The sequence below is a fragment of the Mucilaginibacter gilvus genome, from assembly GCF_004054195.1.
In the GTDB taxonomy this organism is placed as follows: Bacteria; Bacteroidota; Bacteroidia; order Sphingobacteriales; family Sphingobacteriaceae; genus Mucilaginibacter; species Mucilaginibacter gilvus.
In genome coordinates this window covers 577,393-600,693 of record NZ_SBIW01000003.1, presented here as the reverse complement: position 1 = coordinate 600,693, position 23,301 = coordinate 577,393, and the positions used below count along the sequence as shown (strand labels likewise).

The window sequence follows — 23,301 nt, the reverse complement described above, 5'->3', positions numbered from 1 at the left end:
TGCTTATATTTCTACGAATACAAGAATTTTAACGAATTTTGGTTTTGATGGAAGCGCCTAAAAAAATAAAAATTACCGATGAAAGAATTGGCCTTACTAAGGCTGAACATTATTGCGCCTACCAGGAACGCTCGCAGCAGGAAGTACGCGACAAATTGTACGAATGGGGGCTATATACCTCTGCCGTAGAAAACATCATTAGTCTATTAATAGAGGGTAATTATTTAAATGAGGAGCGTTTTGCCAATGCCTACGTACGTGGCAAGTTTAACCAGAAAAGCTGGGGCCGCATCAAGATAAAACAGGGGCTTAAACAAAAAAATGTATCGCCGGTGCTTATAAAAAAGGCGCTCCAAACCATCAACCTTAGCGACTATATGGCCGCCCTAACCCGTTTGATAGAGAAAAAAGCCCGCACCGTAACCGAGAAGAACACAGCCAAAAGGCAGTATAAACTGCAGCAGTACGCTTTCAGTCGTGGTTTTGAAACTGAACTTAGCTTAGAGGTTTTGAAAAACAGCGAGTTATAAAAAACTTGAAAAAAAGTTCAGTTTTTCCTTGCAGAACATTCAATTCTGTCTATATTTGCACTCCCTCAAACGAGATAGGCAAAGGGTTACTCCGAAGCCAAAGTTTAAAGGGAAATACCAATGCGAAAGTAGCTCAGTTGGTAGAGCACGACCTTGCCAAGGTCGGGGTCGCGAGTTCGAATCTCGTCTTTCGCTCAAATCCCTTCCGTTAAAAAGAAGGGATTTATTTTTGAAGGTTCTTACAAATATTTGATAGTTTTTATAACTAACTTAGATTTCGAAAGATCATTCGCTCAGATGGTGGAACTGGTAGACACGCAGGACTTAAAATCCTGTTCCCGTAAACGGAGTGCGGGTTCGATTCCCGCTCTGAGTACAAAAGCACAGGCAAAGTGCTTCAAAAAGCCCTTAAATCAATGATTTAGGGGCTTTTTCGTTTTAGAGCCTACTCAAAACTCGTAAATAAACACATAACTCTATTGAGTTATTCAGTGAGTAATTTGATATAAAAAAAAGACGCACTGAAAACCTCATAATAGACTTTCAATCAAATATTTATGCATCTTAAACATCTTGATTGGCAGCGGCCAAATTCCGACATTTGTTTTACCCCTTTAATGCGTAATTATGTTAGAAAAAAGCTTCGGGTTGCTGTTCTTTCTGAGAAAACCCAAAAACTAACAGGCTGGGCAACGGCTTGTCCTTTGATATTTTAGGGGCAGCGGGATCGAAAAGGTCATGGGGCAGCGCGACACCGTCTACTACCGGGGCAAAATTGTTAGGGACGAACCCTACAACAGGTGTTTGCGAGTATAATCTCTGTTAGCCATCAAGCGAGGAACTTTATTTTGAACTTCGATCAGATCCTTCACAGGAACATCAAGTATTTTTCTCCAGTCTTTTATATCGATATCGAGCTCCTTGAAAACCAGTTTTGTCATTTCCATTGCCGCTTCTTTTGGCAGCATCCTAAGACCAGGACCACTTTCGATAGAGGCCTTATTAAAATAGGGTGTTGCTACCGGCATCCAATGCATCCGTTACGCCCTGCCATGGCTCCAGTTTTGCAGGCCTTTTAAACCGCCTGTCACCCGAAAGGCTTCCGGCGTATGGAATTCCCTTGAATAAACAAACGCCATTTTTTTTGATACCCCTAAGCTTGCCCTCAGCGGCTTCAGCCACTACGAAATCGTCTTCAGCCGAAATACGGGATACGGGATATAATAAGCCGTTACATTAAGAATTATCATCATACAGCTAAAAAAATATAGTCCCATAAAGAAGGCGATGAATACATGAAAACCGATGATACCTATGAGCCAGTATTTCCTGGTTTTTTCGATATTCATGAAGATGGGGTAAAGCATCTCGAGGAATATGGTAGCCCAGCCGGCGATCAGGAAAATGGGAGTTTTATAGAGGAAATCAAGGTCGACGAACGAGAGCATATTGTAGCCATGTAGCATTTTCCATATCGACTCACCATTGCGCCAGTTATAGCCCAGCAGCTTTTCAAATCCTGAAAAAAAATAAGCTATACACACATGCACCCTGAACAACAGCAAGTATTTATTGTAATGAGTGGTATCCGCTCGTTTTTTAAAAAAATGGGCATCGAACGAGAATTGGTTACCGGTAGGGAATATAAAACAATAGAACAGGGCTATGGTAGTGAATTCATCCAGCCCGTAGGTGTAAAAATCCATAGAATTAAGCAGGATGAGTTGGAGCACCAAACTTAGCAACGCCGAGAAACGAGTAAACATTCCTGTTAACAGCAGCAATAACGCTAATGGATACAATACCCGGAAAGCCAGCAATACAGCTTCGTAGCTCATTAACGGTTTTGCAAATTGGGCTATGCTATAGATGGATGGTATCAATGGGTTCTTCAATACATCGTTAATATCGGGCGGGATAAATGCATTTGCAGAAAATATGCTGCTGAAATCGAACTGTATGGCTGTAAAGTTGATCAGCGTTAACGCTGCAACGCTACAACGTAAAAAAACAAGCCATAGGTTATTGTTATTTTGGTTGAGGTTATGCCGTAGCAGTCGTTGTATCATTTGGCTTGTTTAACTAAGCGTACTTCTTTTATTTTGGCGAGGCGGTAATTGCGGTAACCGGCGCGGTACGCTGTAAGTGTAGGGAACATAAAAATATTATAGCTTAGATACGAGGTATCCTGCAGGCATTGGTTCTGGTTATATATCTTTACAGCAATACTTTTAAACACCAGGTCGTAATACCGTTCTTTTAATGATCGGTCGCGTATCCCGGAAGTGTCATTTTTATTGATGATGTAATCGGTTATCCGGGTAGCCAGCACCGAAAAACGCATCATCGATTCGAAATTATTAAAATTGGCCCCTATCTTATTTCCATCGCAATCGCCCAAAATAATCCCGGCGGATTTGATGTTCGGCGCAAAAAAACCGTACCCGGCGCCCGTACCTGTAAATCTGCCGTAATACAACATCGGCGCATTAAAAAACAGTTTCTTATTAACGTTGTTGACCGCCTCAACCTCCTTTACATGGTAAAACCTGCAATATTTATCGTACGCCGAATAACTGCAAGTGCACATAATGAACAGGATGTGGAATACAGCCCAAGTATTAAATATTTTAGGATTTGATCTCATTGTTGATAGTGGAAAGCGGTTTGCGGGTGTGGCAAATAATACCAGTATGCAAAATTTCCCTTGCTTGCGGAAGTTAGGGCAGGTTGACTGAAGAAGTTACCCTCGTTACTGCAAAGTAGTAATGAGGGTAACTTCATATTTATCCAACTTAATAATCTTATCTTACATTATAAGTTGATAAAACCTGGATTACATCGCTGGTTAATGGGCTGCTGCTACAGGCTACATAAATACATTTAGCAACAACTTCCTCTTGTTCGCCGTCCTGCAATATAGTTTGTTGGAAAGCCCCGCTGCCGAGGCGCTGCTCGGCAATACCGTTACCTACGTTTTTGGTTCCTTTAAATTTGGTGTAATGGATCGTAACTGTTTCGTTGAATGAGCGTATGCCGTACTGCTTGCCCAAAATAGTTCTCAATTTTTCCTGGTCGGCAGGCTTTAAGGTAGCCGTGGTGTTTACCATGTAAAGGTTTTTACCCAATTTTTTAAGTTCGTTGGTTTGCGCATTCTTAAAAAAAGAGAACACTGTTAATGCAAGTATGCATGAACTGATCGTTAATAGTTTTTTCATGACTGTTTTTGTTTTTTAAATTGATCTTTAGATTAATATGTTGCATTGCTCAAAGCTCGCAGCTGTCAGGCGTTGCGTTACTTAGTTTATTTTGTGTTTAATGAACGTTATAAACCGATAACACCTGGGCTATATCGCCAATAGCGGGGTTGGTTTTATCTAACGAGAACATGTTACGTTGGGTAACTTCTTCGGGCTCACCATCTTCTATCATACTTTGCTGAAAGAATGCTGCGCTAACCTTTTGCTCGGCCATGGCATTACCTGTTCTTTTAGTGCCTTTATCAGCCACATAATGTACAGTTGTTGTTTCCGTGAATGATTTGATGCCATACTGCTTTGCAAAAATGGCTTTCAATTTTTCCTGGTCAGCTGCTTTTAATGATGTTGTAGAAGAGGCAGAATACAGGTTTTTACCCAGCTTACGAAGCGAGTTGATCTGTGCGTTCTTGAAGAACGAGAAGCTGGTAAGTGCCAAAACACATACCACCATTGTTAATACTTTTTTCATTTGATTTTTGTTTATGTTGCTCTACTCGTATGGCTTTTCGATTACGCCCCGTTTTGCCGGTATCTAGACTCCGGTTTATTTTTAATTTTTCTTTAATTTCATTTGGAAAAAACACGCATCGCCGGTTCTGCAGAGTGTGATCAGTTGGCCGCCGGGTGTTATCATGCTTGCAGGGTTCCATAAGCCGAAAATGTACATCTGCCGCCAGGTAGCGCAGTTTATGGGATAGTCGCTATCTCCCCAATACCTGATGAGGCAATTTGCATCGCCTTTAAAAAAAGCCATGGCGTCGGTTTGCCCGTCAGCTACGTGATGATGATGAATGTTGGTTGCATGGCAAAGTTCGTGGGCCACTGTGTACGAGATAATACGGGCGATATTTACCTCGTAATACTGGGCAATAACAGGTGATGCGTGGTTAGCATCAATATGTACACGAAATTCGGCATTGGTTTCTGCAATACGAGTTGCCATTCTTTGGGCAAAAAGATCATTGCCCTGCGGTCTTTCAGGTAAAAACTCACCGGGTTTAAATGGCTGCTTGTTTACAATGAAATTTGTCCATAAATGAACCTCCCTTATGTCACCAGGTACAAAAGCACCATTGCCCGGATGGTCGAGGCCGGAAAGCGGAATAGTAGTAGCCAGCACATTGTCTTTACCGTCTGGCCCGGGGATATCATCAGCGTATATTGCTATTCCATGTACATGTTTATTTAAAGGGGTGTTGTAATTTACCCAGCGTCCGTAGGTAGAATTGCCAATCTCATTTTCATGATAGCCGTATTTTGAATTGCTGAAGTGATAAACAGTTATGTTAGTGGCTTTACCATACCCTAACGCCCCCACCCTAATGGCTGTTTTGTACGATGCGCCGTAAGCTGTCATGTTTGAGAGGCCAATAGTAAAAAGCTCTTTTACCTGGGGGGAAAGCCTGGAATAAAGTGGTTTAAAATCATCATCTTCGGTCAAAAAGCCACGATACTCATCTATCAACGCGATGTCATCACCGGGATGCCCGTTGTCAGGTTTCACGTCCTCGTCCCAATCAAGCCCATATCCTTTACCTATTATTCGCTCGCTTTTTTCCCAGGCATCTGCAATTTTATTTTCGTCACGATCATATGGGACCGTTATAAAGGTTTCGCCTTTATCATAGTATGGGCTTGCCGTTAAAGTCGATCCGTCATCTAAAAATACCAGGGCAGTAAGTTTGCCCCATGCGCCGTAATCAAGGCACATGATCCTTACAATAGCAATATTACCTTTACCTTCCCTCGATTCAGCAATGCTATCAGTAACAATAGCGGGGTCGAAAGTGCCGGGCGAATTATTTTTAATGGAGTCGGATATTTTCAGATCGGCCTTTTCGTTTCCATCATACACCGGGTAGTTGCTATTATAGCCTTTGTAATGGGTGATGTCCTTCAACTCATACCGCACGGTATAACTACCCGGATACAATTTATTGGGATTGTTTTTATCATGCACCTCTACATAAAAGCGCGCGCTATCGTCGCCTTTGGGGTCGTCGCTTCCGGCCACCCCGGGGCCTTTTGGCAGCCATGTTTCGTACTTGCTGGCCGGCATAGGCATTATAACCGCTTCGTATTGCTGTTGGGGGTCGCCTATTGTAGCGGTAAGTGTCTCGGTTAAATCAGCGTTGTTTTCGCGATCGTGATGTACTTTGGTATATTTAACCTTAAAACCATAAGCTGTTTTGGTTACCACAGCGTAAGCAACGTTCGGGTCGCTTGTTATGTAGGCTGCGCCAACTATTTTTGCGTTTGAAGGGTCGGTTCCGGCTAACATGCCAATTCCCTCCTGGTCGTCGGTAGTACCACCCGATTTACCGTCTTCGCACCTACCCACAGTATGCCTCATTATAGTTGCCCCTGCACCTACCGTGGATATATTCTGAACCGGATCGTAACTGAAACTAAAAGCCATTGCCATCGGCACCCCCTTTGTTGAAATATTGGTAGTGCAGCCCTTTCCACTAAAAGCGCCGTTATCTGTTGCGATGCCGGAAAGTGTATTGTTATTTGCAGTCATAGATGAGAATGCCAATTGACTGGCCGCATCGCCAGCATCCAGAGCCTTCTCCGGCGCTAAGTATTTTTTGTTATCATTTAGTTTCGTCGCCATTTGTTCCAACACCGTAGTATTGGCACCAACCGGGTTAAGCGCGCATTGCACCATGGTATGCCCGTTGGCTTCGTATAGCATCGCCGCCTTAGGGGATACGCCGAAGATCCGCTGTATCCCTGAACCGGCTGTGCCCCCCTTGTTTTGTGATGTACGCCTTGTGTAAGAAAATGTTACAGTAGTATAAGCAGTATTATAATGGTGTTTAATAAATAACTGATCGCCGTTGGGTAATGCCTTTGCCTGTTTATGCAGTACAACACTCATCATCGAGTCGCGAAACTTCATGATCTGTGCCGGCGTCATGGCGCGAACACGCGCTGCCATAGCGTCGCTTTCTTTCTTGGTTTTCGGCTGGGCAAAAAGCTGGGCTGCGCAATTAAAAAACAGGAAAATAAATACCAGTAATCTGCAACGTTTCATTTATCAGTAATTAGACATCAACAAAAAATATGTTTTTATTTTGATGCTGCGGGCCTGCGTTTTGCGGCCCGTATGCAACATCGTCCCTAACTAATTATTTTTATCTATAAGAGCGTACAACTTCTGCCAGTCTATCAGTTTGATGGCCTCGTCTATATCAGCCGAGTCGCCTTTAAAGGTCACCACCACGTTCTGTACTATCAATTTCCCCATCTTTGTTTTATCAAAACCTATGTCATACCGGGTATCAGTAAGATTGTCGTCTGTTGTTCGTGTTTTTTTGCTGGTAAGGGGTTTGCCCAAAAACACGATCGCGTTATCATAATAATTGCCCGATAAGCTAACACGCCCGCCGTCCATTATAGGACACTCCGCCGAGCGGATACCCTTTACCGCAAGCGTAGTAGGCACCGGTAACGTGAGGTTTACGGGCGGGGTTTTAGCGCAATAACTTAATACAAAGGCTCCAGCATTCCCTACTGATTGGTTGGCAGATACGAAAATGTACAATTTGGTTTTGTTACTGCTTTTTAATGCAGTTGCCACTTGCGGGCCGTTGCTAAAGTCTTTTATCATGCCATAAACGGCTGTTATGTAACCGGCGCTTTGTTCATCGGGCATTTTAAACTCTACATCGACATCCGCAAAATATGGGTCGCCCTTGCCTACACTTTTGGGAATGTAGCCAGTGCAGTCGTCAAAATCGGGCTTTACGTCGCACCACCCGTGTATGGCATCATACGTTGATTCTGGAGATGTTTTCCAATCTTTATAGGTATGGGGTATTGCATCTGACAGCGCAGCATGCGTATTATTCAAAAAAGCAGTTTCTGCCGGGGTTTGGTGGCGAAATGAAGGATTATGCTGTGCATTGGCTGTAAATGCACAAATTATCACGACAGATAATAAGATAATATTTTTCATAATATTGAAATTAGTAAGCCTTTCTGATCGTAAAAACCCCGTAAACCGTTCCGCGGTTGAAGGTTTTATCCACCCCGGTTTTGTTGTTCCAAACGGTAGTGCTAATGGTGCCTTTTATGAAATTGCCATCCATGCTGGTAATGGTTAATGTACCGCTGCAAGGGAGGTGTTGCAAGTTGTTATTACCTTTCATGGAGCAGACACACGTTTTTGGATCGGGGTGTGTGCCGCCGTGGCTAAAGGTAAATGAGTTTAAACTTCCATTAAAAGGGTGCTCGCCTTTAGTTAGCCCTCCAGTGTAAGTAATCATCAGCAAGTTTGATCCCCTTGCTACGGTAGTATGGCCGCCCTGCGTTGTGCTGCGGCCAAGGCTCAAAAACTTTATAACGGTCACATTACTTTGTGAATCATAAATAGCATTGGCATTGCTGGTAAGGCTTACAGCATTTACGCCACTAGCATATACCGCCGCATCAACTTTTTCTTTTTGAGCTTTCAACCGCGCCCTGTCGGCAGCAGGTATCCGGGCCAGGATTGCCGGGTCAATTGCTATCACTGTGGACGGGTTGGTGGCCGAAACTTTTGCGCCCGTTGTTGACTGTGAATACCTTTCATCATTAATGCCCGATCCAGGTACATTAAAAGCAAAACTATTCTCGCCCCTATCAAAATACAAGGTTTTTAATAACACCACTTTTGGCAGATCGTGGCCGGTAGGTATCAGCTCTACCGATATTGTCATCGTATTATCTCGCGGAGCCTGGGCGGGTGCTGTGTAGCGTATTGTATATTCGTCAATAATATCTAATGAGCCACCGCCCGATAATACCTTCCAGTTATGGGCATGGTATGATATAGGTAACCCCGCGCTGGCTAAGGTATGGGAAACATCGCCAATGTGCACTGGATGGCCATCTCCTTTCGCTTCGCCGGTGTGTGAGTCTACATCAGGCGGAATAAAAACGTCGATATTTATCTGGGTTTGTTCGCCCGCCGACAGTATGCTTTTTTCCACATTAAGGGATGTGCGCCCACCACGTAGGGCCTGGGCCTCTTCATCAGCGGTTTGCGCAAACAAATTTGCCGACAGGAAGATAAGCACGGTTATTAAAATATATTTTTTCATCTTATCAAATAATTAATATGTAAGGCCAATTACCTGGCCTATTCCAATATTTATTTCACTTCCAGTTTTACACTTTTAATTACTGCTATACTACCATGGTGTGTTTCGCCGCCGTTGGCGGTAACGTTAAAATGGAAATTCATTGTCCCTTTTAAAGCGGTTAAGGCATTCCATATTGGTTTATCGCTTTCGTTGCTAAAGTTTACCTGCAATATCGCCGTAGCATAGCCGCCGGCTGCCGGCAGGCTGGTAGCGCCGCCAGGCAGCTGGAACATTCTGCTAAAGGCTATGTCGCTGTTATCGCTTACCGGGTCGAAGGAACCATAAAACGCCAGCACATCCCCGCCTGCCGGATCAAATTTATAAGTTATGGTAAGCTGTATGCGACCGTTTGACGGGACCGAAAAATTTAAGCCCTCGTTCACTCCAACTGATGGTCGCCAGTTAGCCAATATGCCTTCGCTCACACATTTGTTTTTAACAGCCATCAACATGCTATCTTTGGTGATGAATACGTTTTTGCAACCCGGCGCGTTATTCGTTTGCCATCGTAAAAACGGGGGCAACGCTATTTTTTGCGCATTTATGGTCGTTGTGGCGAATAAAAATAAAATGAGGGAAATACTATTTTTCATGGTAGATAGTGTTTGTTTATTACAGGTCGTGGCGGCACAGGTAAAGTTTACCGCTTGCTAATTCTACATCTAAAAAGATAATGACTTCCTTGCCATCCAAAACCACCTTACGCGGCGATTGCCCGTTCTCGAAGATCGTTCCATCCGAAAAGTATAACCCGCGGTAACCTCCCCAGCACAAGGTGTTATCGTCGGCACTAATGAAAAGCATTTTAGGATCAACATCCACATTAAATGTTTTGTAAAGTTTGCCATTCCTGTCAAGTGCTTTTGGGTCGTTAGATTCTACATTGAAAATGCTGCCGCTGTCGCGCAGCCAGCCTAAGCCATTAATAAAATTACCGATAGAGATATTTGCACCCATTGTTGTAACAACATCATAACTGTTGCCATTTGTGCTTAGCATCAGCGCAGCGCTAACTTTCCCATTGGGACTTAATAAAGGCCTTGCGCCAAATTTTGCCGGTAACGAAGCAGACTGGCCTGTTGAAGATCTAAGAAAATATTTCATTCCGCCTGTAAGGGAGGCTCCTGCTACCGCTACTACTGTCGAGTCGGCATTGTGAGCGATCGAACCGATATAAAAACTGGAAAACACTTTACCGTTAAAGGTGTAAGTTTGCTCTGCTTTACCGGGTATCATACCGCTGGCAACATGAGGGCCTTTTTTTTGTAACGAAGCGGCTTGATCATGTTCGGTGAAATCAACGCTCCATCCGTAAAACTCGCTGCCATTGTTTATTTTATTTTGATCCCGGGTATTGGGTTTCCCTCCCGTTTTTTGAAGCCCGCCATTGTTGTAGCTCCAGGAGGTCTCGTTATTGTCGGCTATAATTGCGTTTAACTGATTGTTAACTACCGCTATCGTTGGGAACCACATGTTATAACCGTAGCCATCGGAACCGCCATGAGCATTCATTTCCGCTTTTGAAAACGTATAGATGACTTTGCCAAATTGTGACGGATCGGTATATTTTATACCCGATGTAGGTGCAGCCACGCTTGCAACGTCGTTTGATACTGTAGTTTTGGCACCGCTGTTTATTTTGTTCTTTAACCTGTTAAGCAGGCCGCCTTGTGCATCCGCCACATGGGCTGCCGAAATAAGCACTAACGTGTAAATTATCTTTTTCATTTTATATTTTAGGTTTGATCGTGAGGATCAAGGGTTTTGTTCAGGGTTATGGTGATACATCCTATCAGGTTTTGCTCAGGGAGCTTCAAACACCCACTCCAGCGAACCCTGGTTAGCGTTATTGGTCATGCTTAATTTATCCTGGGATATGCCGAGAAAACTCCCGGTACCCAAATTCTTTATCCGTACGGTGTTGGTGCCAAATACGGGTTCGATGACCCACCTTGCACCATCCGAAACATAATTCACAAACGTGCCGGGGCTGCCAGTATCGGTTGATAGATATTGATTATCCTTCCACCTACTTTTTATCACGTAGATGCGGGCGCCTGGCAGGCGGATCAAGCTCCACTGTGCGCTCCACCATCCGGCATCAATGGCCGATGCCCGTGGCGCACCGATTTCAACATTAACATAAGTATTGGTTGCTGCATTCCTTATCTTTATAAAATCATCCGGGTTAACCCGCCCCGTTGGCGGCGGTTGATTTGGATCGTAACCCGGTGGCGGCCCGGGGTATGATGCCGAACCTGTTGGTTGTAATTGATTGGCCAGGGAAGTTACCTCTACATTGGGTTTTTGATTCAGGGGTACTATTAAAATGGCGGTGGAACTAAAAGTTTGCCCTGCCTTTATAGAATAACCTATCTGCACAAAACGTTTGGTTTTAGTGATTTTGTTGGTGGCGCAATCCTTATCTTCAACATAGGCCAAAACATTGCATGGAGCAGCACTTATTAGGGCCTCTTTTGAGGTTAGCCTTGCGCCGGTAGCATTAATAATATTGAATTTTGCCAGCTGGTCTGAAACGTTGTTAAGAACATTCCAGCCTTGTTTGTACAATATTATTTTTTCTTCGGATGTGGGGTTGGTTACATAAAAGCTCACCGAAAAACGGCTGAAGTCACCTTTGTCTCCTACTGCCTTTACCTCTTCCGATTTTATTTTATAGCCCATGGTTAACCCATTTAGGGTTACCGGCTGGCTATCCGTTACCTGGTAGGCCGATTGCGCCCATATTCTGCCTATAAAGAGCGTAAACAGAACAGTAATGACGACTTGCTTTTTCATTTTTTATGAGGTTTACATAACAGGGTGGATATAATGCTATACCCCGCCCTTTTTTGGTTTTGGTGTTGATATTCTCCGGGGGTGATTATTCCGCTGGCTTTTATGGTTGTGGTTTTGATGTATTTGTTATTTATTGTTTTACAAACTCAACCCTACGGTTATTTGCCTTGCCTTCTGGCGTTAGGTTTTCGGCCAATGGTTTGGTATCGCCAAGGCCTTTGGTTGTAAGGCGCGAACCATCCATACCCATCGCTATCAGCTGATTTTTAACCGCATCGGCGCGTTGATGCGAAAGAGTAAGGTTGTGGGCAGGCGAACCTGTATTATCGGTATGGCCATCTACCTCGAATTTCAGATCCGGGTTGTCTTTCAGCACCCCAACTATCATATTCAGGGTACCCATACTTTCAGGTCTTATCGTAGCCTTATCTATATCGAAGTTGATACCATGCGTGATGATCTTGGCATCGGTAAACTTCTTGCCCAGCATGTTCATCCCACCTCCATTGGCGATCTTGAAATTAGCTATTACAATCGGCGTGTTTGCATCACCAATACCTTCAATGTCTATAGCATGTGGGGTTATACCAGAGCTGGGCACAACTAAAACGCGGTACTGATCAACATACACTTTTAATTGTCCCTTTTTGTAAGCAATTGCGATATGGTGCCATTTGTTAAGAAAGTTATCACTAGCTATAGCTGGTGGGAAGTTCCCTGTTAGCTCAGCACCATCGCTCTTAGAGGCCCACTGCGCATCTGTGTGGTTTATGGTAATGCCAGCCAGGTCATTAGAAGCAGCGATTGCCTCGGCATTGGTATTATAAAAATATAATTTAGGTGGATAACCGCCATTTGAATAGGTGTCAAATTCTATCGTGAACTGGTCGCTTAAAAAAGATGCAGATTTAATTAAAGGACTAACGTGGGCATAGTTGCCATCGGTTAACAGTAAGGCTTTGGTGCCGGCAATGGTATTAACCACAGCCTGTCCTGCGCCTAAATGCCAGTGTGCCGCGAATTCACCGTTTTGGTCATCAAGCATATCGTCACTAAAAACGATCTTGTCGCCGGGCACAAAATCATAGTTATTGTACGCAGTAATAGAACCACCTGTTTGTTGTTGAGTTGCGGGTGCAGCAACAGGAGCCGCAGTTACCGTTTTGGAGGTGTCGGCGACTTTCTTTTTCTTTTTGAAGAGGCCTTTAATAGCGCTTTCCGCTTTACCCAGGCCGTTATCAATAGCACTGCCTTCGTTGTTGTTAACACGGCGGGCAGCATTGTCTTTAGCCAACTGTTTAGGATCGGCAATCGTTTGCCCATGGCCCATTTTTGTGATGGCGCTTAAAGCAAAAATTGCGATAAGAATTTTTAGTGTTTTCATAAGTAGATACTTTTTAATTGGTTTTGATTGAACTTGATTCCTGTTTTGTCACTGGTTAAGGTGACAAATTCGAATTGCCAAAACACAGGTATGGAGAAAGATCAGCGCATAGCCTTACCTGCTCTTATGTTTTGGTAACATAAAAGTGACAACAATTGAATAAAGGTTTTTAGCGTTTTAGTAAGTGGCGGTTATTTGCAAGCAAGTGGTAGCTATATGGTAGAAAACATTTCGAGGAAGGCACTTTTACGACGGCGGCTTACCTCTATTTCGACATCGTTGCTCATGATAACTGCACCTCCTTCGCCCTTTAAGTACTTCTTAATGTGGTTCATATTAATGAGATACGAATGATGTATCCTGAAAAAAAAATGAGCCGAGAGCAGGTCATCAAATTCCTTTAGGTTTTTGGTTGATGTAATAGTTGTGTTGTGCAGGTACACTTCAGTGTAAACATTATCGGCCTTGCAATACAATATGTCGCTAATGTTGATGAACTCGATGGCATTGACAGAGGCTATAGCTATCTTACCAAAATTGCTTTTGGGCTGCTGCAGCTGCTGTAATAAATGAGGTACCTGTTGTACCTGGTTAGCCGGCTGTATCGTTAAACGCTGAATGGCCATTGTAAGGTCATGAAGATCGATTGGCTTTAATAAAAAATCAAGGGCTGATAATTTAATCGCGCTGATGGCATAGTGGTTATGTGCTGAAACAAAAATGATCTTAAAGTCTATTTTCCCCAATTCTTTCAGCATATCGAATGCGTTTTTACCGGGCATTTCAACGTCTAAAAAAACCACATCAGGTTTCCATGCATCAATGCGTGCGATACCTTCGTCAGCTCCTGCAGCTGTTGCTACCACGTTGATGTGCGGAAAATTCTGTGTGATTAGCTGCAGCAGGATATTACGGCCGCGTGGCTCATCGTCAATAATTATAGCTTTCATCATTAATATTCTAAAGGTATTATTATAGTAACTTTTGTTCCGGCCGGGTTCCCGTCGTCATCGGTAAGGTCCTCAATAACAATACTGGCTTCGGTTTCCAATAGCTGAAGCCGTTCCTCTGTTATTTTTACGCCCATCGAGTGCTTTTTTATGGTACTGGCTGACGTCATTTGCCCAGCCAGCCCCCGCCCTACTCCGTTATCTTTTATAACACATATCAAATGTTTGTTCGCCTGTGCAAAACTGATCACCAGTTTTTTATCTCCTTTTTTATGGATAAGGCCGTGCCAAAGCGCATTTTCCACAAAAGGCTGAATGATCATTGCAGGTAACCTGATAAAGGAAATATCGATCTCCGGTGCGGTTTGTATAAGGTACTCAAAAGTATCGTCGAAGCGCAATTTCTCTATCGCAAGGTACAATTTCAAAGTTTCTACTTCATCGGCAAGCGTAATAAATTGCTTTTCAGAATTTTCCAGTATCATCCGCACAAGTTTCGAAAAGCTCGACAAATAACTATAAGCGGTATCGGTATTTTTAGTGATGATACACTCCTGTATGGAATTCAGCGCGTTAAAAATAAAATGCGGATTCATTTGTGCCCGCAAAGCTTTCATCTCCAAAGCCGATAGTTGCAATTGGATCGCCGATTTGCGCTGTTCGCGAAGCCGTACATATTGTATAACGACCATGACTCCCGTAATAAAGCACAATACCATTATCCCCTGGAACCACCAAGTTTGCCAAAACCTTGGACTCACGATGATAGTGATCGTCCGTTCTGCATCAGCCAAACCGTCGGATGTTACCGCACGATAACTGAATTTGTATTCGCCGGGACTTAAACCGTTATACTCAACCATCCCTTTGTTGCCGGCATAGTTCCAGTCTTTATCTATTTTATCTATTTTGCTGTAATACCGGTTTTGCATGGGATTAGAGTAGTTAACAAAAGCCCATTTTATCTTAACCCGCTCCTTACCCGGCGGTACCACTACTTTTGAGGTGTAGCTCAGCAACTGGTCGGTGTCACCTGTGCTAACCTCCGTTAGCAACAGTTCCTTACGGGCGGGTGTACGCAACAAGTTAGCCGGTGTAAAAGTGGTTATATAGTTTTCGCCTGCATAGACCATCTCACCCGAGGGAAGCTTTTTAAGCGTGCCGTCCATATCGTTGTTTATTAAACCGTCCTCTTCCGTATAACGGCTAGAGCCGAAGTTGTTGGTATTAAAAGCGATAAGCCCGGTACGGGTAGCCATCCAGATATTGCCGTCGTTATCGCTGGTATAGTCATGAGTATACCTGTTCATTCCTTCGGGTAACGACCAAACACGCGAATCATTTGTTACCGGGTCTATCTCCACCACATCGTTGTTGGCAACCGTCCACAGTTTGCCATTAAGCGCCATTATATTAAGTACACGGCTAAAGGGTGGCACATATTTGTTAACAACCCGGGCGAATTTTTTAGTTAACGAGGTATATTTTATCAAGCCGTAATCCATATCGGCTATCCATATATTACCCGCCTTGTCTTCAACGCCATTGGCCAGGTTCAGGTTTTTAAGTACTTTTCCATCCGGCAGTTTATTTACCAGAGATATAAATTTATTCTGTTTGGCGTCGTACTCCCAAACACCATACCGCCAGGGGAAGCACCATATTTTATCGTGATTAAAATAAATGTTATTGATAAAAGATGTTTTTCTTGAACTATCGCCAACGCTGCTACTTAGTATGCTTACTTTATTAGTCCTTTTATCGACCCTGAACACCCCGCCCGAGGTTGCCAGGTAGAGCTCCTTGTCAGTATGTGGAACTATGTTCGTTACCGCGAGCCCGCTGTTATTAATATCTTTACTCAAGTGGTGAAAAACCGGCGTATAATCTTTTATTACATTAAAATTATAATCAAGCATTTTAAGCACAAAGTCATTATCGCCGCCCAGCCATAGCTTTCCATCCCCGGCAAATAGGGATGGGTTTTGGTTGGAAATATTTGTTCGTTGCGAAACAAAATAATTCTTGAACAATTGCCGCGACTGGTCAAGAATATAAACCCCCTTTACAGTAGATATCCATAGCAAATTATCGTGCGATACATACAGGCAGCGTGGATTGAGCGATGTGGCCCCTGCTATGGGCTTTAAATCGTGCGGCTGGGCCTGCATTTTATCCACGTTCAATTCAGTCAAAAAGTCGTTTACCCAAAGCCGGTATTGTTTCTGGTTATTTAACTGTTCAACAATACTCATAATGTGCGATGGCATTGAAGGCACCCTATTAAAGTTCACAACCTGGTGCGTTTCGGGTATTATTTGTTTAAGGCCTCTGCTCCATCCGCCCGCCCATATTTTGCCTTTATGGTCCTCATAAACCATAGTAAACATACTTTCGAATCGGGGGTCATTTTTTGGACCATCATACTGTTCGAACGCTTGCTTTTTGATATTAAACATCCACAGCCCATTCATAGTGGCTGTCCAAAGCCTTTTTTTACTGTCTAAATATACATAGTTGATATAATTGTCCAGGCGGCTAAGACTGTTGGCCTTGTTCACCTTGTTTATAAAAGGAGTAAATGTTTTAGTACGAATGTCGAATAGAAGCAATCCGTCTCCGGAGCCGAGCCATAGCTTATTGCCATCAACTGCAAGGCTGTATATAAAATTAGCGCCCGTAGTGCGGTATGTTCGTATTTTATGCGTAATAGGGTCGAGTGACGAGATGCCATTGTTGGTGGCTACCCACACTGCATGGGTGTTATCCTCTCCGATGGCATTCACCACGTTGTCCGCAAGATGACCATTGCCCCCAGTACCCGAATACCAGTTGCGAATCTCGGAGCCATCGAAACTATTCAGCCCATTTTGTGTACCCATCCACATTACACCGTGGCTATCCTGAAAAAAGCAATTCACAAGATTATCTGATAGTCCATCCTTCTCACCCAGGTGGTAAAAAAGCTCCTTAGCCCGCGTAACCTGTGCCTGCAGTCGGGCGCCTGTTAGCAGCACTAAAAAAAACGATATGATATACAGGACGCGCAAAATAAACTGGATAAGAAGATTTAAATTTTTTAAAAATACAGTTTATTTGGTGAGTTGGGGAAATGTTAAAAGGCATGATACCAGCGCGATATAGAAAAGCGCAAAATTTATAGTTTCGATGTACCTTAAAAATCTGTGTTTTGACGGGATAGCACATCGAACTCCTCGACTTAGCGAGCCGCTTGAACTTATATTACAGATTAACAAGCAGTTACAAAGCATAAAAAAGGGGAAAAGCTACCTTTTGATAACCTTTCCCCTTTAGTAGCCCGTAGGGGAAAGATATCGAACCGCTTTTTGGATGATTTAAAGAGGTTAGCAAGTTAATTTAGGAATGTAAGGCCCACGACATAATATATTGTCGGCCTACGCGAGGTTTGCATGTAATTTTTTTCAGTTAGCCGAGCGAATAAAAAGATCAGTTTGTTACAGCGCTTTGCCATTTTGCACGCACTTTCCTACATAAAGAGAGCGTCATGAACGTTCACCTAAACAAAGGCATTGCCATGCAAAGAAAGAAGCGTTTTAAATAACGAAAAAAAAAGTACGATTTCCTTCACTACCTTGCAATTAGATTCTATCCTTGGTAGCTCAAAGAATGGACTCGAACCCTCTCTAACTTAACTGTTAAACAATTGCTTATGCAGCTAACTCTCTTAAATCATTCACAAAATGGTTCAATAACTGCACATTTGGGTTGCACAAATTGCCGAGGCTGATTTTTCAGCTCTTACCCTCTTTTACTATTAATCTTACTGTTAATCAAATAAACTTAAATCAATGGCTTGTCCAATCAATTTGAAGTTGAAATCCTTGAACATGATTTTGTGATACATCGAACCTATAGCTCCCTGATGCTTAGTATCCGGATGGTTAAGCTTTTCAGATTATTAGCATTTTAAAATCCCTCGTAATGGAAATTTTTCTTCAGGCTGTGCCTTTCCTGGCCTTTTATTTCCCAGCACTTCCATAGCAAACTTGTATCTTATCAAAGCATAATTGGATTTTCACCCGCGCACTGTGTTTTTAACAACTTAAAGTTAGCTTAACATTAAACGGGTACATTTGCATCACATTGATGAAAAATTTATCTGAACAAGAGTTGCTGCTACAAATACGAAGGGATAACCACGAGGCCTTTGATGTTTTGTTTGACAGGCACTGGGCGCGGTGTTACCAAAGTGCCCGTGCCAGGCTTAACGGCAGCGATTCCGCGCAGGATATTGTTCAGGAAATATTCATTAAACTGTGGCAGCGCCGTAGTTACCTTAACGTACAGGGCCCGCTGGAAAATTATCTGCAAAGCGCGGTGAAGCTAAGCGTAATCAGCCACTTCCGTTCAAAAAAGGTGACTGAGGTACAGTTGGAAGATGCGCTCGATCGCATTAATATGCTGGAAGATTCTATCGACTCCATCACCGATTACCTGGAGCTGGAAAAAACGTTACAACAAACGGTTGAACTGATGCCCGAAATGTTGAAACGTGTATACCAGCTCCGTAGCGAAAATCTTTCGGTAAAGGCCATTGCCGGCGAACTGGGGCTGGCAGACCAAACGGTTAAAAACTACATCTCCGAGGTATCGCGCCGCCTGCGAATTGTTATCGCAGAGAAACACCCCGAAAAACACCTCACATACATGGCGCTGATAGCTGCCATCCTTTACAAATAATTAACGTAATCATCATATTAATTAAAAGTACCAAACGGCTTTCTCAACGACTTATTCTTGAGAACACAGCTAATGGACATCTACAAATTAAGAAAGATATTACAACGCTACCGCGAAGGAAAAGCTAACGAAACCGAAAGCGCCCTGGTGGAAGCCTGGTACAAATCGTACGAACAGCAAGAACGCTTTGTTGGCCGTGAAGATGCCGAAAAAATACGCCGGGCCATTAGCAGGGGCGTGAAAGCCGCCACCCTAAAACATTCTGTAATTCAACTGCCCATTTTAAGGGTAGCGGCCAGCTTTGCCATATTTTTAACAATTTGCTTTTTTGGCTGGAGGCTTAGGAAAGGCCCGGTATCAAAAACGCAAACTTACACCACCGTTACCACGGGCACTAAAGGATTAAGAGAACTGGTGTTATCGGATGGGTCGTTAATCCGCCTTAATGCGGCAAGCCGTTTAAAAATACCAAACGTGTTTAGCGGGCAGCTTCGCGAAGTGGTGTTAGAAGAAGGTGAAGCGTTTTTCCAAATCAAAAGAGATCCCGAACGCCCTTTTATAGTACATACTTCCCCTTTAAATGTGCAGGTGCTGGGTACATCGTTCAATATCCGCGCCTATAAAAATCTTCATGCCATAAGCGTAACCGTTACAACGGGCAAAGTTGGCGTTACGGGTAAATCAAAAACACTGGCTATGCTAATGCCGGGCCAGCAGCTTAACTACAACATTATAAACGGCGCAATTCAGCAATTAACGGTCGACTTAAACCACGCCCAAAGCTGGCAAAAGGGCTTTACCTATTTAGACCAGGCGGGCTTTAACGAGCTATCTACCATTGTAAAAAACATATATGGGCTGTCTATAAAAGCCGGCAATAAAAAAGTGGGCGGCTACCGGTTTACGCTCCGGTTAATGCACAACCTGCCGGCAAGCCAGGTTTTGGGGCTGATAAGCCAGCTCCACCATACGCATTTCAGAAAGGAGGGGAACGATATAATTCTCTATTAAATAAAAAAGCGGCCTGTTACCCAGAACCGCTTCTTAATTTTTTGCAGACAACGGACGGCAATCCAGTTATGCAATGCCCAGTAACTTATTCAAAATCACGTAAGCAAAACAAAAATATGAATTATTGTACACACTTGTGTAAGCGATTTATGCGAATTACAATCCTATCCTTTAGTATCTTATTAACCTTCGGCCTGTTATCGGTTAGCGCCGGGGGCGTAAACGCGCAGGGGCTTAACCAAAAGGTTAAGGTTCGGTTTAATCATGATAACCTTTACACCGCGTTAAAAAAAATAGAGCAAACAACCAACCTTGGCTTTGCTTATGACACCGATTACCTTGGGCTGAAAGAGAAGCCTGTGGAAGCCTCATCTTTTGAGGGCGAAACCGTGGAGAACGTATTGACCGCTTTATTTACAGGCACCAATATCATCTTTCGCGAATCGGCAGGCAACATTGTGCTCACCAAACGCGCCGCCCCCGGTAAAATATACGGTAAGGTAACAGACGAAAGCGGCGCCACCCTACCCGGCGCAAACATTAGGGTTGCCGGTACCACCCGGGGCACTACTGCCGATGTAAACGGTAATTACACCCTCAGTTTACAGGAAGGAACTTATATCATACAAGCCACTTTTGTGGGCTATAAAATGATGGAGTTTGCCAACATCCAGGTATCGGCAGATAAGCCTTACCACCAGGATATTATTTTTAAAGGCAGCAGCACCCTTAGCGAAGTTACCGTGAGTTACGGTAAGCAACGTAACCGCGAGGTAACCGGCGCTATAAGCCAGTTAAACGCAGCACCATTGCAAGATATGCCTGTAATGCAGTTTGGCGAGCAACTGGCAGGCAAAGTTGCCGGTGTAAGCGTTGGCCAATCCAGTGGCCAGCCAGGCCGTGGTATCGCGTTCCGTATCCGTGGTTCGGCTTCCTTAGCTACAGATTATCAGCCATTGTTTGTAATAGACGGGATGCCTATAACCGGTAGCATCAACAACATCAACCCCGATGAAATTGAATCGTTTACGGTGCTTAAAGATGCATCGGCAACAGCCTTGTACGGCTCGCGTGCGGCAAACGGCGTTATCCTTATCACTACTAAGCATGCAAAACCGGGTGACTCTAAAATAGAGTTCAGCGCTAATTACGGCGTGCAGAAGATCCCCGCCAGCAGTGTGCCTAAAACGATGAACGCAACGCAGTTTGCAGAGTTTATGAACGAGAAGTTCACCGATGCCAAACTTTACGAATCCCCTTTTACCGCCGTAGTGCCGGATATTTACCAAAACCCATCGCAGTACGGTGCCGGTACAGATTGGTTTAAACTAACCACCCGCACCGCACCTATTCAAAGCTATAGCTTAAACATACTTTCGGCCCGAGAAAAATCATCTTCTGCTGTACTGTTTGGATACGAAGCACAGGACGGCGTGCTGATCAATTCCGGTACAAAATTATTATCCCTGCGCATTAACCACGATTTGAGCCTGGGCAGCCGCAACCAACTAAAGGTTGGTTTTAATCTGGCACCAAGCTACCGTATGGACCATAACAACCGACTTACCAGCGATGGCGTTGGTGGTTTTTACGAGCGTATATTTGAAGCAAGCCCGCTTACCCAGCCTTACAACGCCGATGGTACCTACACCGTGGGTGCCTTCTCTACAGGCATGAGCGCGTATGTAAACCCGCTTGCCTTGCTTAGCGAAACACAGGACGATTACATCACCACCCGTATATTGGGTAACGGTTACATCAACTACGAATTTTTACCTGGGATCAGCTTAAAAACGAATGTAGGTATTGATAAAGGTGCCGAAACACGTAGCCAATTTTCGCCATCCATCACTCTATCAACATCTTCCGGCGCGCCTGCGGCATCTACGGGGATCAGTTCATCCGTTGATAATTTTTCCTACACAGCAGAATCATACTTAAACTACGAGAAGAATTTTGGTAACGACCATCACCTGCAAGCCTTAGCGGGTTACTCGGTGCAACGCTTCGAATCGAAAAGCAATTCGGTTACGGGTACAGGTTTCCCAAGCGATGACATCCCTTACCTGAGCGCGGCATCTATTATATCCGCAGGGAGCAGCAACACCACACAATACTCGTTGCTATCTGCCATTGGCCGCTTAAACTACAATTACAAAGGCAAATACTTATTGCAGGGCGCTATCCGCCAGGATGGTTCATCAAGGTTTGGTGCCGACCGCAAGTACGGTTACTTTCCATCGGTTTCTGCCGGCTGGATCATCAGCGACGAATCTTTCATGGAACGTTTCCCGCTGATAGACCTGTTGAAACTACGCGCCAGCTACGGTATTACCGGTAACAACAGCTTTGGCAACTTTACCGCCATACCTACCGTATCAAAATACAACTACCTGCTAAACGGAGCGCTTATACAGGGCCAAACGGTTGGCACGCTGGGCAACTCGGAACTTGCCTGGGAAAAAAACAAACAGTTTGATGTTGGCGTGGAGCTTTCTATTCTAAAGAACCGCATCTCGTTAAACTACGATTACTACCACAAAATGTCTGACGGGTTGATACAGGCCCGCCCCATACCAAGGGCATCGGGCTTTGTAAACATCCAGTACAACATTGGCCAGCTGGAGTTTTGGGGACACGAGATAACCCTAAACACGGTAAACACCACCGGCGCCTTTAAATGGAATACCAACCTCAATGTAGCTTTTGAGCGCAACCTGATCAAAAACCTGGTAGACCCCGGCTACCTGCGCAGAAACAACACCGTAACATCCGATTATTACCGCAACCAGGTGGGCCACCATTTAGGCGAGTTTTACGGCTTTGTTAATCTTGGCCTATATAAAGATGCTGCCGATTTGGCCAGCTCTGCCAAGTACAAAAGCACAGGGCTAACAGATAACGGCTCATCAGATATCGGTACGCTGAAAATGAAGGATCTAAACGGTGACGGCATTATTGATGACGTAAACGACCGTACTTTTATTGGCGACCCAACACCCGATTTCACCTTCGGGATAACCAACACCTTTTCCTACAAAAACTTCGACCTTAACGTTTCCATGTCTGGCCAGGTGGGGGGCAAAATACTGGCAGCCTCAAAATGGGCGTACTTAACCAACCTGGATGGTTCACGCGTACCACTTGTATCCGCGTTGGACCACTGGCGTTCTATCGATAACCCGGGCTCAGGTATTTATCCGCGTACCAAAACCGGCACCACCGCTATTGGCCGCTCTGTGAATACGCAGTGGCTGGAGAATGGGTCATATCTAACGGCTAAAAACATCTCGTTAGGTTATACCTTCAAGCTAAAAAACGCCCTTCTGCTTAAAAACCTAAGGGTGTATGGTTCAGTACAGCGTGCATTTATCATCACGGGGTATACCGGTGCCAACCCGGAGATAGCCCTTTCTGGTTCTGATGCTTTGAACGGTATTGGGGTCGATGAGAACGGTTACCCGGTACCACGCACATTTTCCATCGGTTTAAACGCAACATTTAAATAATCCT

General features: G+C 44.0%; 19 protein-coding genes and 2 tRNA genes. 6 read left to right on the top strand and 15 right to left on the bottom strand.

Annotated elements, in window-relative coordinates; translation table 11 throughout:
- Nucleotides 1-47: 47 nt before the first annotated feature.
- The 3 genes from EPL05_RS08510 to EPL05_RS08500 all read left to right on the top strand — a co-directional run bounded on the left by EPL05_RS08510 (nt 48) and on the right by EPL05_RS08500 (nt 906).
- Nucleotides 48-530: a regulatory protein RecX gene (locus EPL05_RS08510; RefSeq protein WP_128533510.1), complete on the top strand. Its 483-nt coding sequence runs from the start codon at nt 48-50 to the stop codon at nt 528-530.
- A gap of 122 nt (nt 531-652) precedes the next feature.
- Nucleotides 653-725: transfer RNA gene (locus tag EPL05_RS08505), tRNA-Gly, on the top strand.
- Nucleotides 726-821: 96 nt separating this feature from the next.
- Nucleotides 822-906, top strand: a tRNA-Leu gene (locus EPL05_RS08500).
- A 415-nt stretch (nt 907-1,321) separates the two neighbouring features.
- Here the strand turns inward: EPL05_RS08500 and EPL05_RS08495 are convergent.
- From EPL05_RS08495 to EPL05_RS08425, 15 genes are all read right to left on the bottom strand, one after another.
- Nucleotides 1,322-1,558, bottom strand: coding sequence for a hypothetical protein (locus EPL05_RS08495; RefSeq protein WP_128533509.1), 237 nt, complete (start codon nt 1,556-1,558; stop codon nt 1,322-1,324).
- Nucleotides 1,533-1,712, bottom strand: coding sequence for a carboxylesterase family protein (locus EPL05_RS08490; protein WP_166727669.1), 180 nt, complete (start codon nt 1,710-1,712; stop codon nt 1,533-1,535). The genes EPL05_RS08495 and EPL05_RS08490 overlap by 26 nt, the downstream gene beginning before the upstream one ends.
- Nucleotides 1,712-2,599, bottom strand: a complete 888-nt coding sequence (locus EPL05_RS08485) for an HTTM domain-containing protein (protein WP_128533507.1) — start codon at nt 2,597-2,599, stop codon at nt 1,712-1,714. Before EPL05_RS08485 ends, EPL05_RS08490 begins: the two co-directional genes overlap by 1 nt.
- Entirely contained in the window at nt 2,596-3,177 is a 582-nt protein-coding gene (locus tag EPL05_RS08480; RefSeq protein ID WP_128533506.1) for a hypothetical protein, read from the bottom strand. The genes EPL05_RS08485 and EPL05_RS08480 overlap by 4 nt, the downstream gene beginning before the upstream one ends.
- 157 nt (nt 3,178-3,334) lie before the next feature.
- A complete protein-coding gene (locus tag EPL05_RS08475) occupies nt 3,335-3,748 on the bottom strand; it encodes a hypothetical protein (RefSeq protein ID WP_128533505.1) in 414 nt (137 codons plus the stop codon).
- A gap of 97 nt (nt 3,749-3,845) precedes the next feature.
- Nucleotides 3,846-4,259 (bottom strand): hypothetical protein, encoded by a 414-nt coding sequence (locus EPL05_RS08470; RefSeq protein ID WP_128533504.1) that lies wholly within the window; start codon nt 4,257-4,259, stop codon nt 3,846-3,848.
- A gap of 81 nt (nt 4,260-4,340) precedes the next feature.
- The gene (locus EPL05_RS08465) at nt 4,341-6,830 is read right to left on the bottom strand and encodes a hypothetical protein (RefSeq protein WP_128533503.1); all 2,490 of its coding nucleotides are present in this window, start codon (nt 6,828-6,830) and stop codon (nt 4,341-4,343) included.
- Between the two features lie 90 nt (nt 6,831-6,920).
- A complete protein-coding gene (locus EPL05_RS08460; protein ID WP_128533502.1) occupies nt 6,921-7,754 on the bottom strand; it encodes a hypothetical protein in 834 nt (277 codons plus the stop codon).
- A gap of 10 nt (nt 7,755-7,764) precedes the next feature.
- Nucleotides 7,765-8,880, bottom strand: coding sequence for a hypothetical protein (locus tag EPL05_RS08455; RefSeq protein ID WP_128533501.1), 1,116 nt, complete (start codon nt 8,878-8,880; stop codon nt 7,765-7,767).
- Nucleotides 8,881-8,930: 50 nt separating this feature from the next.
- A complete protein-coding gene (locus EPL05_RS08450; protein ID WP_128533500.1) occupies nt 8,931-9,515 on the bottom strand; it encodes a hypothetical protein in 585 nt (194 codons plus the stop codon).
- Nucleotides 9,516-9,534: 19 nt separating this feature from the next.
- Nucleotides 9,535-10,650 (bottom strand): hypothetical protein, encoded by a 1,116-nt coding sequence (locus EPL05_RS08445; protein WP_128533499.1) that lies wholly within the window; start codon nt 10,648-10,650, stop codon nt 9,535-9,537.
- 75 nt (nt 10,651-10,725) lie between these two features.
- Complete coding sequence (locus tag EPL05_RS08440; protein WP_128533498.1) at nt 10,726-11,721, bottom strand: RICIN domain-containing protein; 996 nt, start codon at nt 11,719-11,721, stop codon at nt 10,726-10,728.
- A gap of 130 nt (nt 11,722-11,851) precedes the next feature.
- Complete coding sequence (locus EPL05_RS08435; RefSeq protein ID WP_128533497.1) at nt 11,852-13,105, bottom strand: OmpA family protein; 1,254 nt, start codon at nt 13,103-13,105, stop codon at nt 11,852-11,854.
- 212 nt (nt 13,106-13,317) lie between these two features.
- Complete coding sequence (locus EPL05_RS08430) at nt 13,318-14,058, bottom strand: LytR/AlgR family response regulator transcription factor (RefSeq protein ID WP_128533496.1); 741 nt, start codon at nt 14,056-14,058, stop codon at nt 13,318-13,320.
- Nucleotides 14,058-17,072 (bottom strand): sensor histidine kinase, encoded by a 3,015-nt coding sequence (locus tag EPL05_RS08425; RefSeq protein ID WP_128533495.1) that lies wholly within the window; start codon nt 17,070-17,072, stop codon nt 14,058-14,060. The genes EPL05_RS08430 and EPL05_RS08425 overlap by 1 nt, the downstream gene beginning before the upstream one ends.
- Before the next feature lie 1,111 nt (nt 17,073-18,183).
- Between EPL05_RS08425 and EPL05_RS08420 the strand changes: the two genes are divergently transcribed.
- The 3 genes from EPL05_RS08420 to EPL05_RS08410 all read left to right on the top strand — a co-directional run bounded on the left by EPL05_RS08420 (nt 18,184) and on the right by EPL05_RS08410 (nt 23,297).
- The gene (locus EPL05_RS08420; RefSeq protein ID WP_128533494.1) at nt 18,184-18,777 is read left to right on the top strand and encodes an RNA polymerase sigma factor; all 594 of its coding nucleotides are present in this window, start codon (nt 18,184-18,186) and stop codon (nt 18,775-18,777) included.
- Between the two features lie 72 nt (nt 18,778-18,849).
- Complete coding sequence (locus EPL05_RS08415) at nt 18,850-19,788, top strand: FecR family protein (protein ID WP_128533493.1); 939 nt, start codon at nt 18,850-18,852, stop codon at nt 19,786-19,788.
- A 149-nt stretch (nt 19,789-19,937) separates the two neighbouring features.
- Nucleotides 19,938-23,297 (top strand): SusC/RagA family TonB-linked outer membrane protein, encoded by a 3,360-nt coding sequence (locus EPL05_RS08410; RefSeq protein ID WP_128533492.1) that lies wholly within the window; start codon nt 19,938-19,940, stop codon nt 23,295-23,297.
- The last annotated feature ends 4 nt before the right edge of the window (nt 23,298-23,301 follow it).

Bases quoted from the DNA above. Each gene is read 5' to 3' on its own strand.
- EPL05_RS08510 (WP_128533510.1), top strand. From the start codon at position 48: ATGGAAGCGCCTAAAAAAATAAAAATTACCGATGAAAGAATTGGCCTT.
- EPL05_RS08495 (WP_128533509.1), bottom strand. From the start codon at position 1,558: ATGCCGGTAGCAACACCCTATTTTAATAAGGCCTCTATCGAAAGTGGT.
- EPL05_RS08485 (WP_128533507.1), bottom strand. From the start codon at position 2,599: ATGATACAACGACTGCTACGGCATAACCTCAACCAAAATAACAATAAC.
- EPL05_RS08480 (WP_128533506.1), bottom strand. From the start codon at position 3,177: ATGAGATCAAATCCTAAAATATTTAATACTTGGGCTGTATTCCACATC.
- EPL05_RS08475 (WP_128533505.1), bottom strand. From the start codon at position 3,748: ATGAAAAAACTATTAACGATCAGTTCATGCATACTTGCATTAACAGTG.
- EPL05_RS08470 (WP_128533504.1), bottom strand. From the start codon at position 4,259: ATGAAAAAAGTATTAACAATGGTGGTATGTGTTTTGGCACTTACCAGC.
- EPL05_RS08465 (WP_128533503.1), bottom strand. From the start codon at position 6,830: ATGAAACGTTGCAGATTACTGGTATTTATTTTCCTGTTTTTTAATTGC.
- EPL05_RS08460 (WP_128533502.1), bottom strand. From the start codon at position 7,754: ATGAAAAATATTATCTTATTATCTGTCGTGATAATTTGTGCATTTACA.
- EPL05_RS08455 (WP_128533501.1), bottom strand. From the start codon at position 8,880: ATGAAAAAATATATTTTAATAACCGTGCTTATCTTCCTGTCGGCAAAT.
- EPL05_RS08450 (WP_128533500.1), bottom strand. From the start codon at position 9,515: ATGAAAAATAGTATTTCCCTCATTTTATTTTTATTCGCCACAACGACC.
- EPL05_RS08445 (WP_128533499.1), bottom strand. From the start codon at position 10,650: ATGAAAAAGATAATTTACACGTTAGTGCTTATTTCGGCAGCCCATGTG.
- EPL05_RS08440 (WP_128533498.1), bottom strand. From the start codon at position 11,721: ATGAAAAAGCAAGTCGTCATTACTGTTCTGTTTACGCTCTTTATAGGC.
- EPL05_RS08435 (WP_128533497.1), bottom strand. From the start codon at position 13,105: ATGAAAACACTAAAAATTCTTATCGCAATTTTTGCTTTAAGCGCCATC.
- EPL05_RS08430 (WP_128533496.1), bottom strand. From the start codon at position 14,058: ATGATGAAAGCTATAATTATTGACGATGAGCCACGCGGCCGTAATATC.
- EPL05_RS08420 (WP_128533494.1), top strand. From the start codon at position 18,184: ATGAAAAATTTATCTGAACAAGAGTTGCTGCTACAAATACGAAGGGAT.
- EPL05_RS08415 (WP_128533493.1), top strand. From the start codon at position 18,850: ATGGACATCTACAAATTAAGAAAGATATTACAACGCTACCGCGAAGGA.
- EPL05_RS08410 (WP_128533492.1), top strand. From the start codon at position 19,938: ATGCGAATTACAATCCTATCCTTTAGTATCTTATTAACCTTCGGCCTG.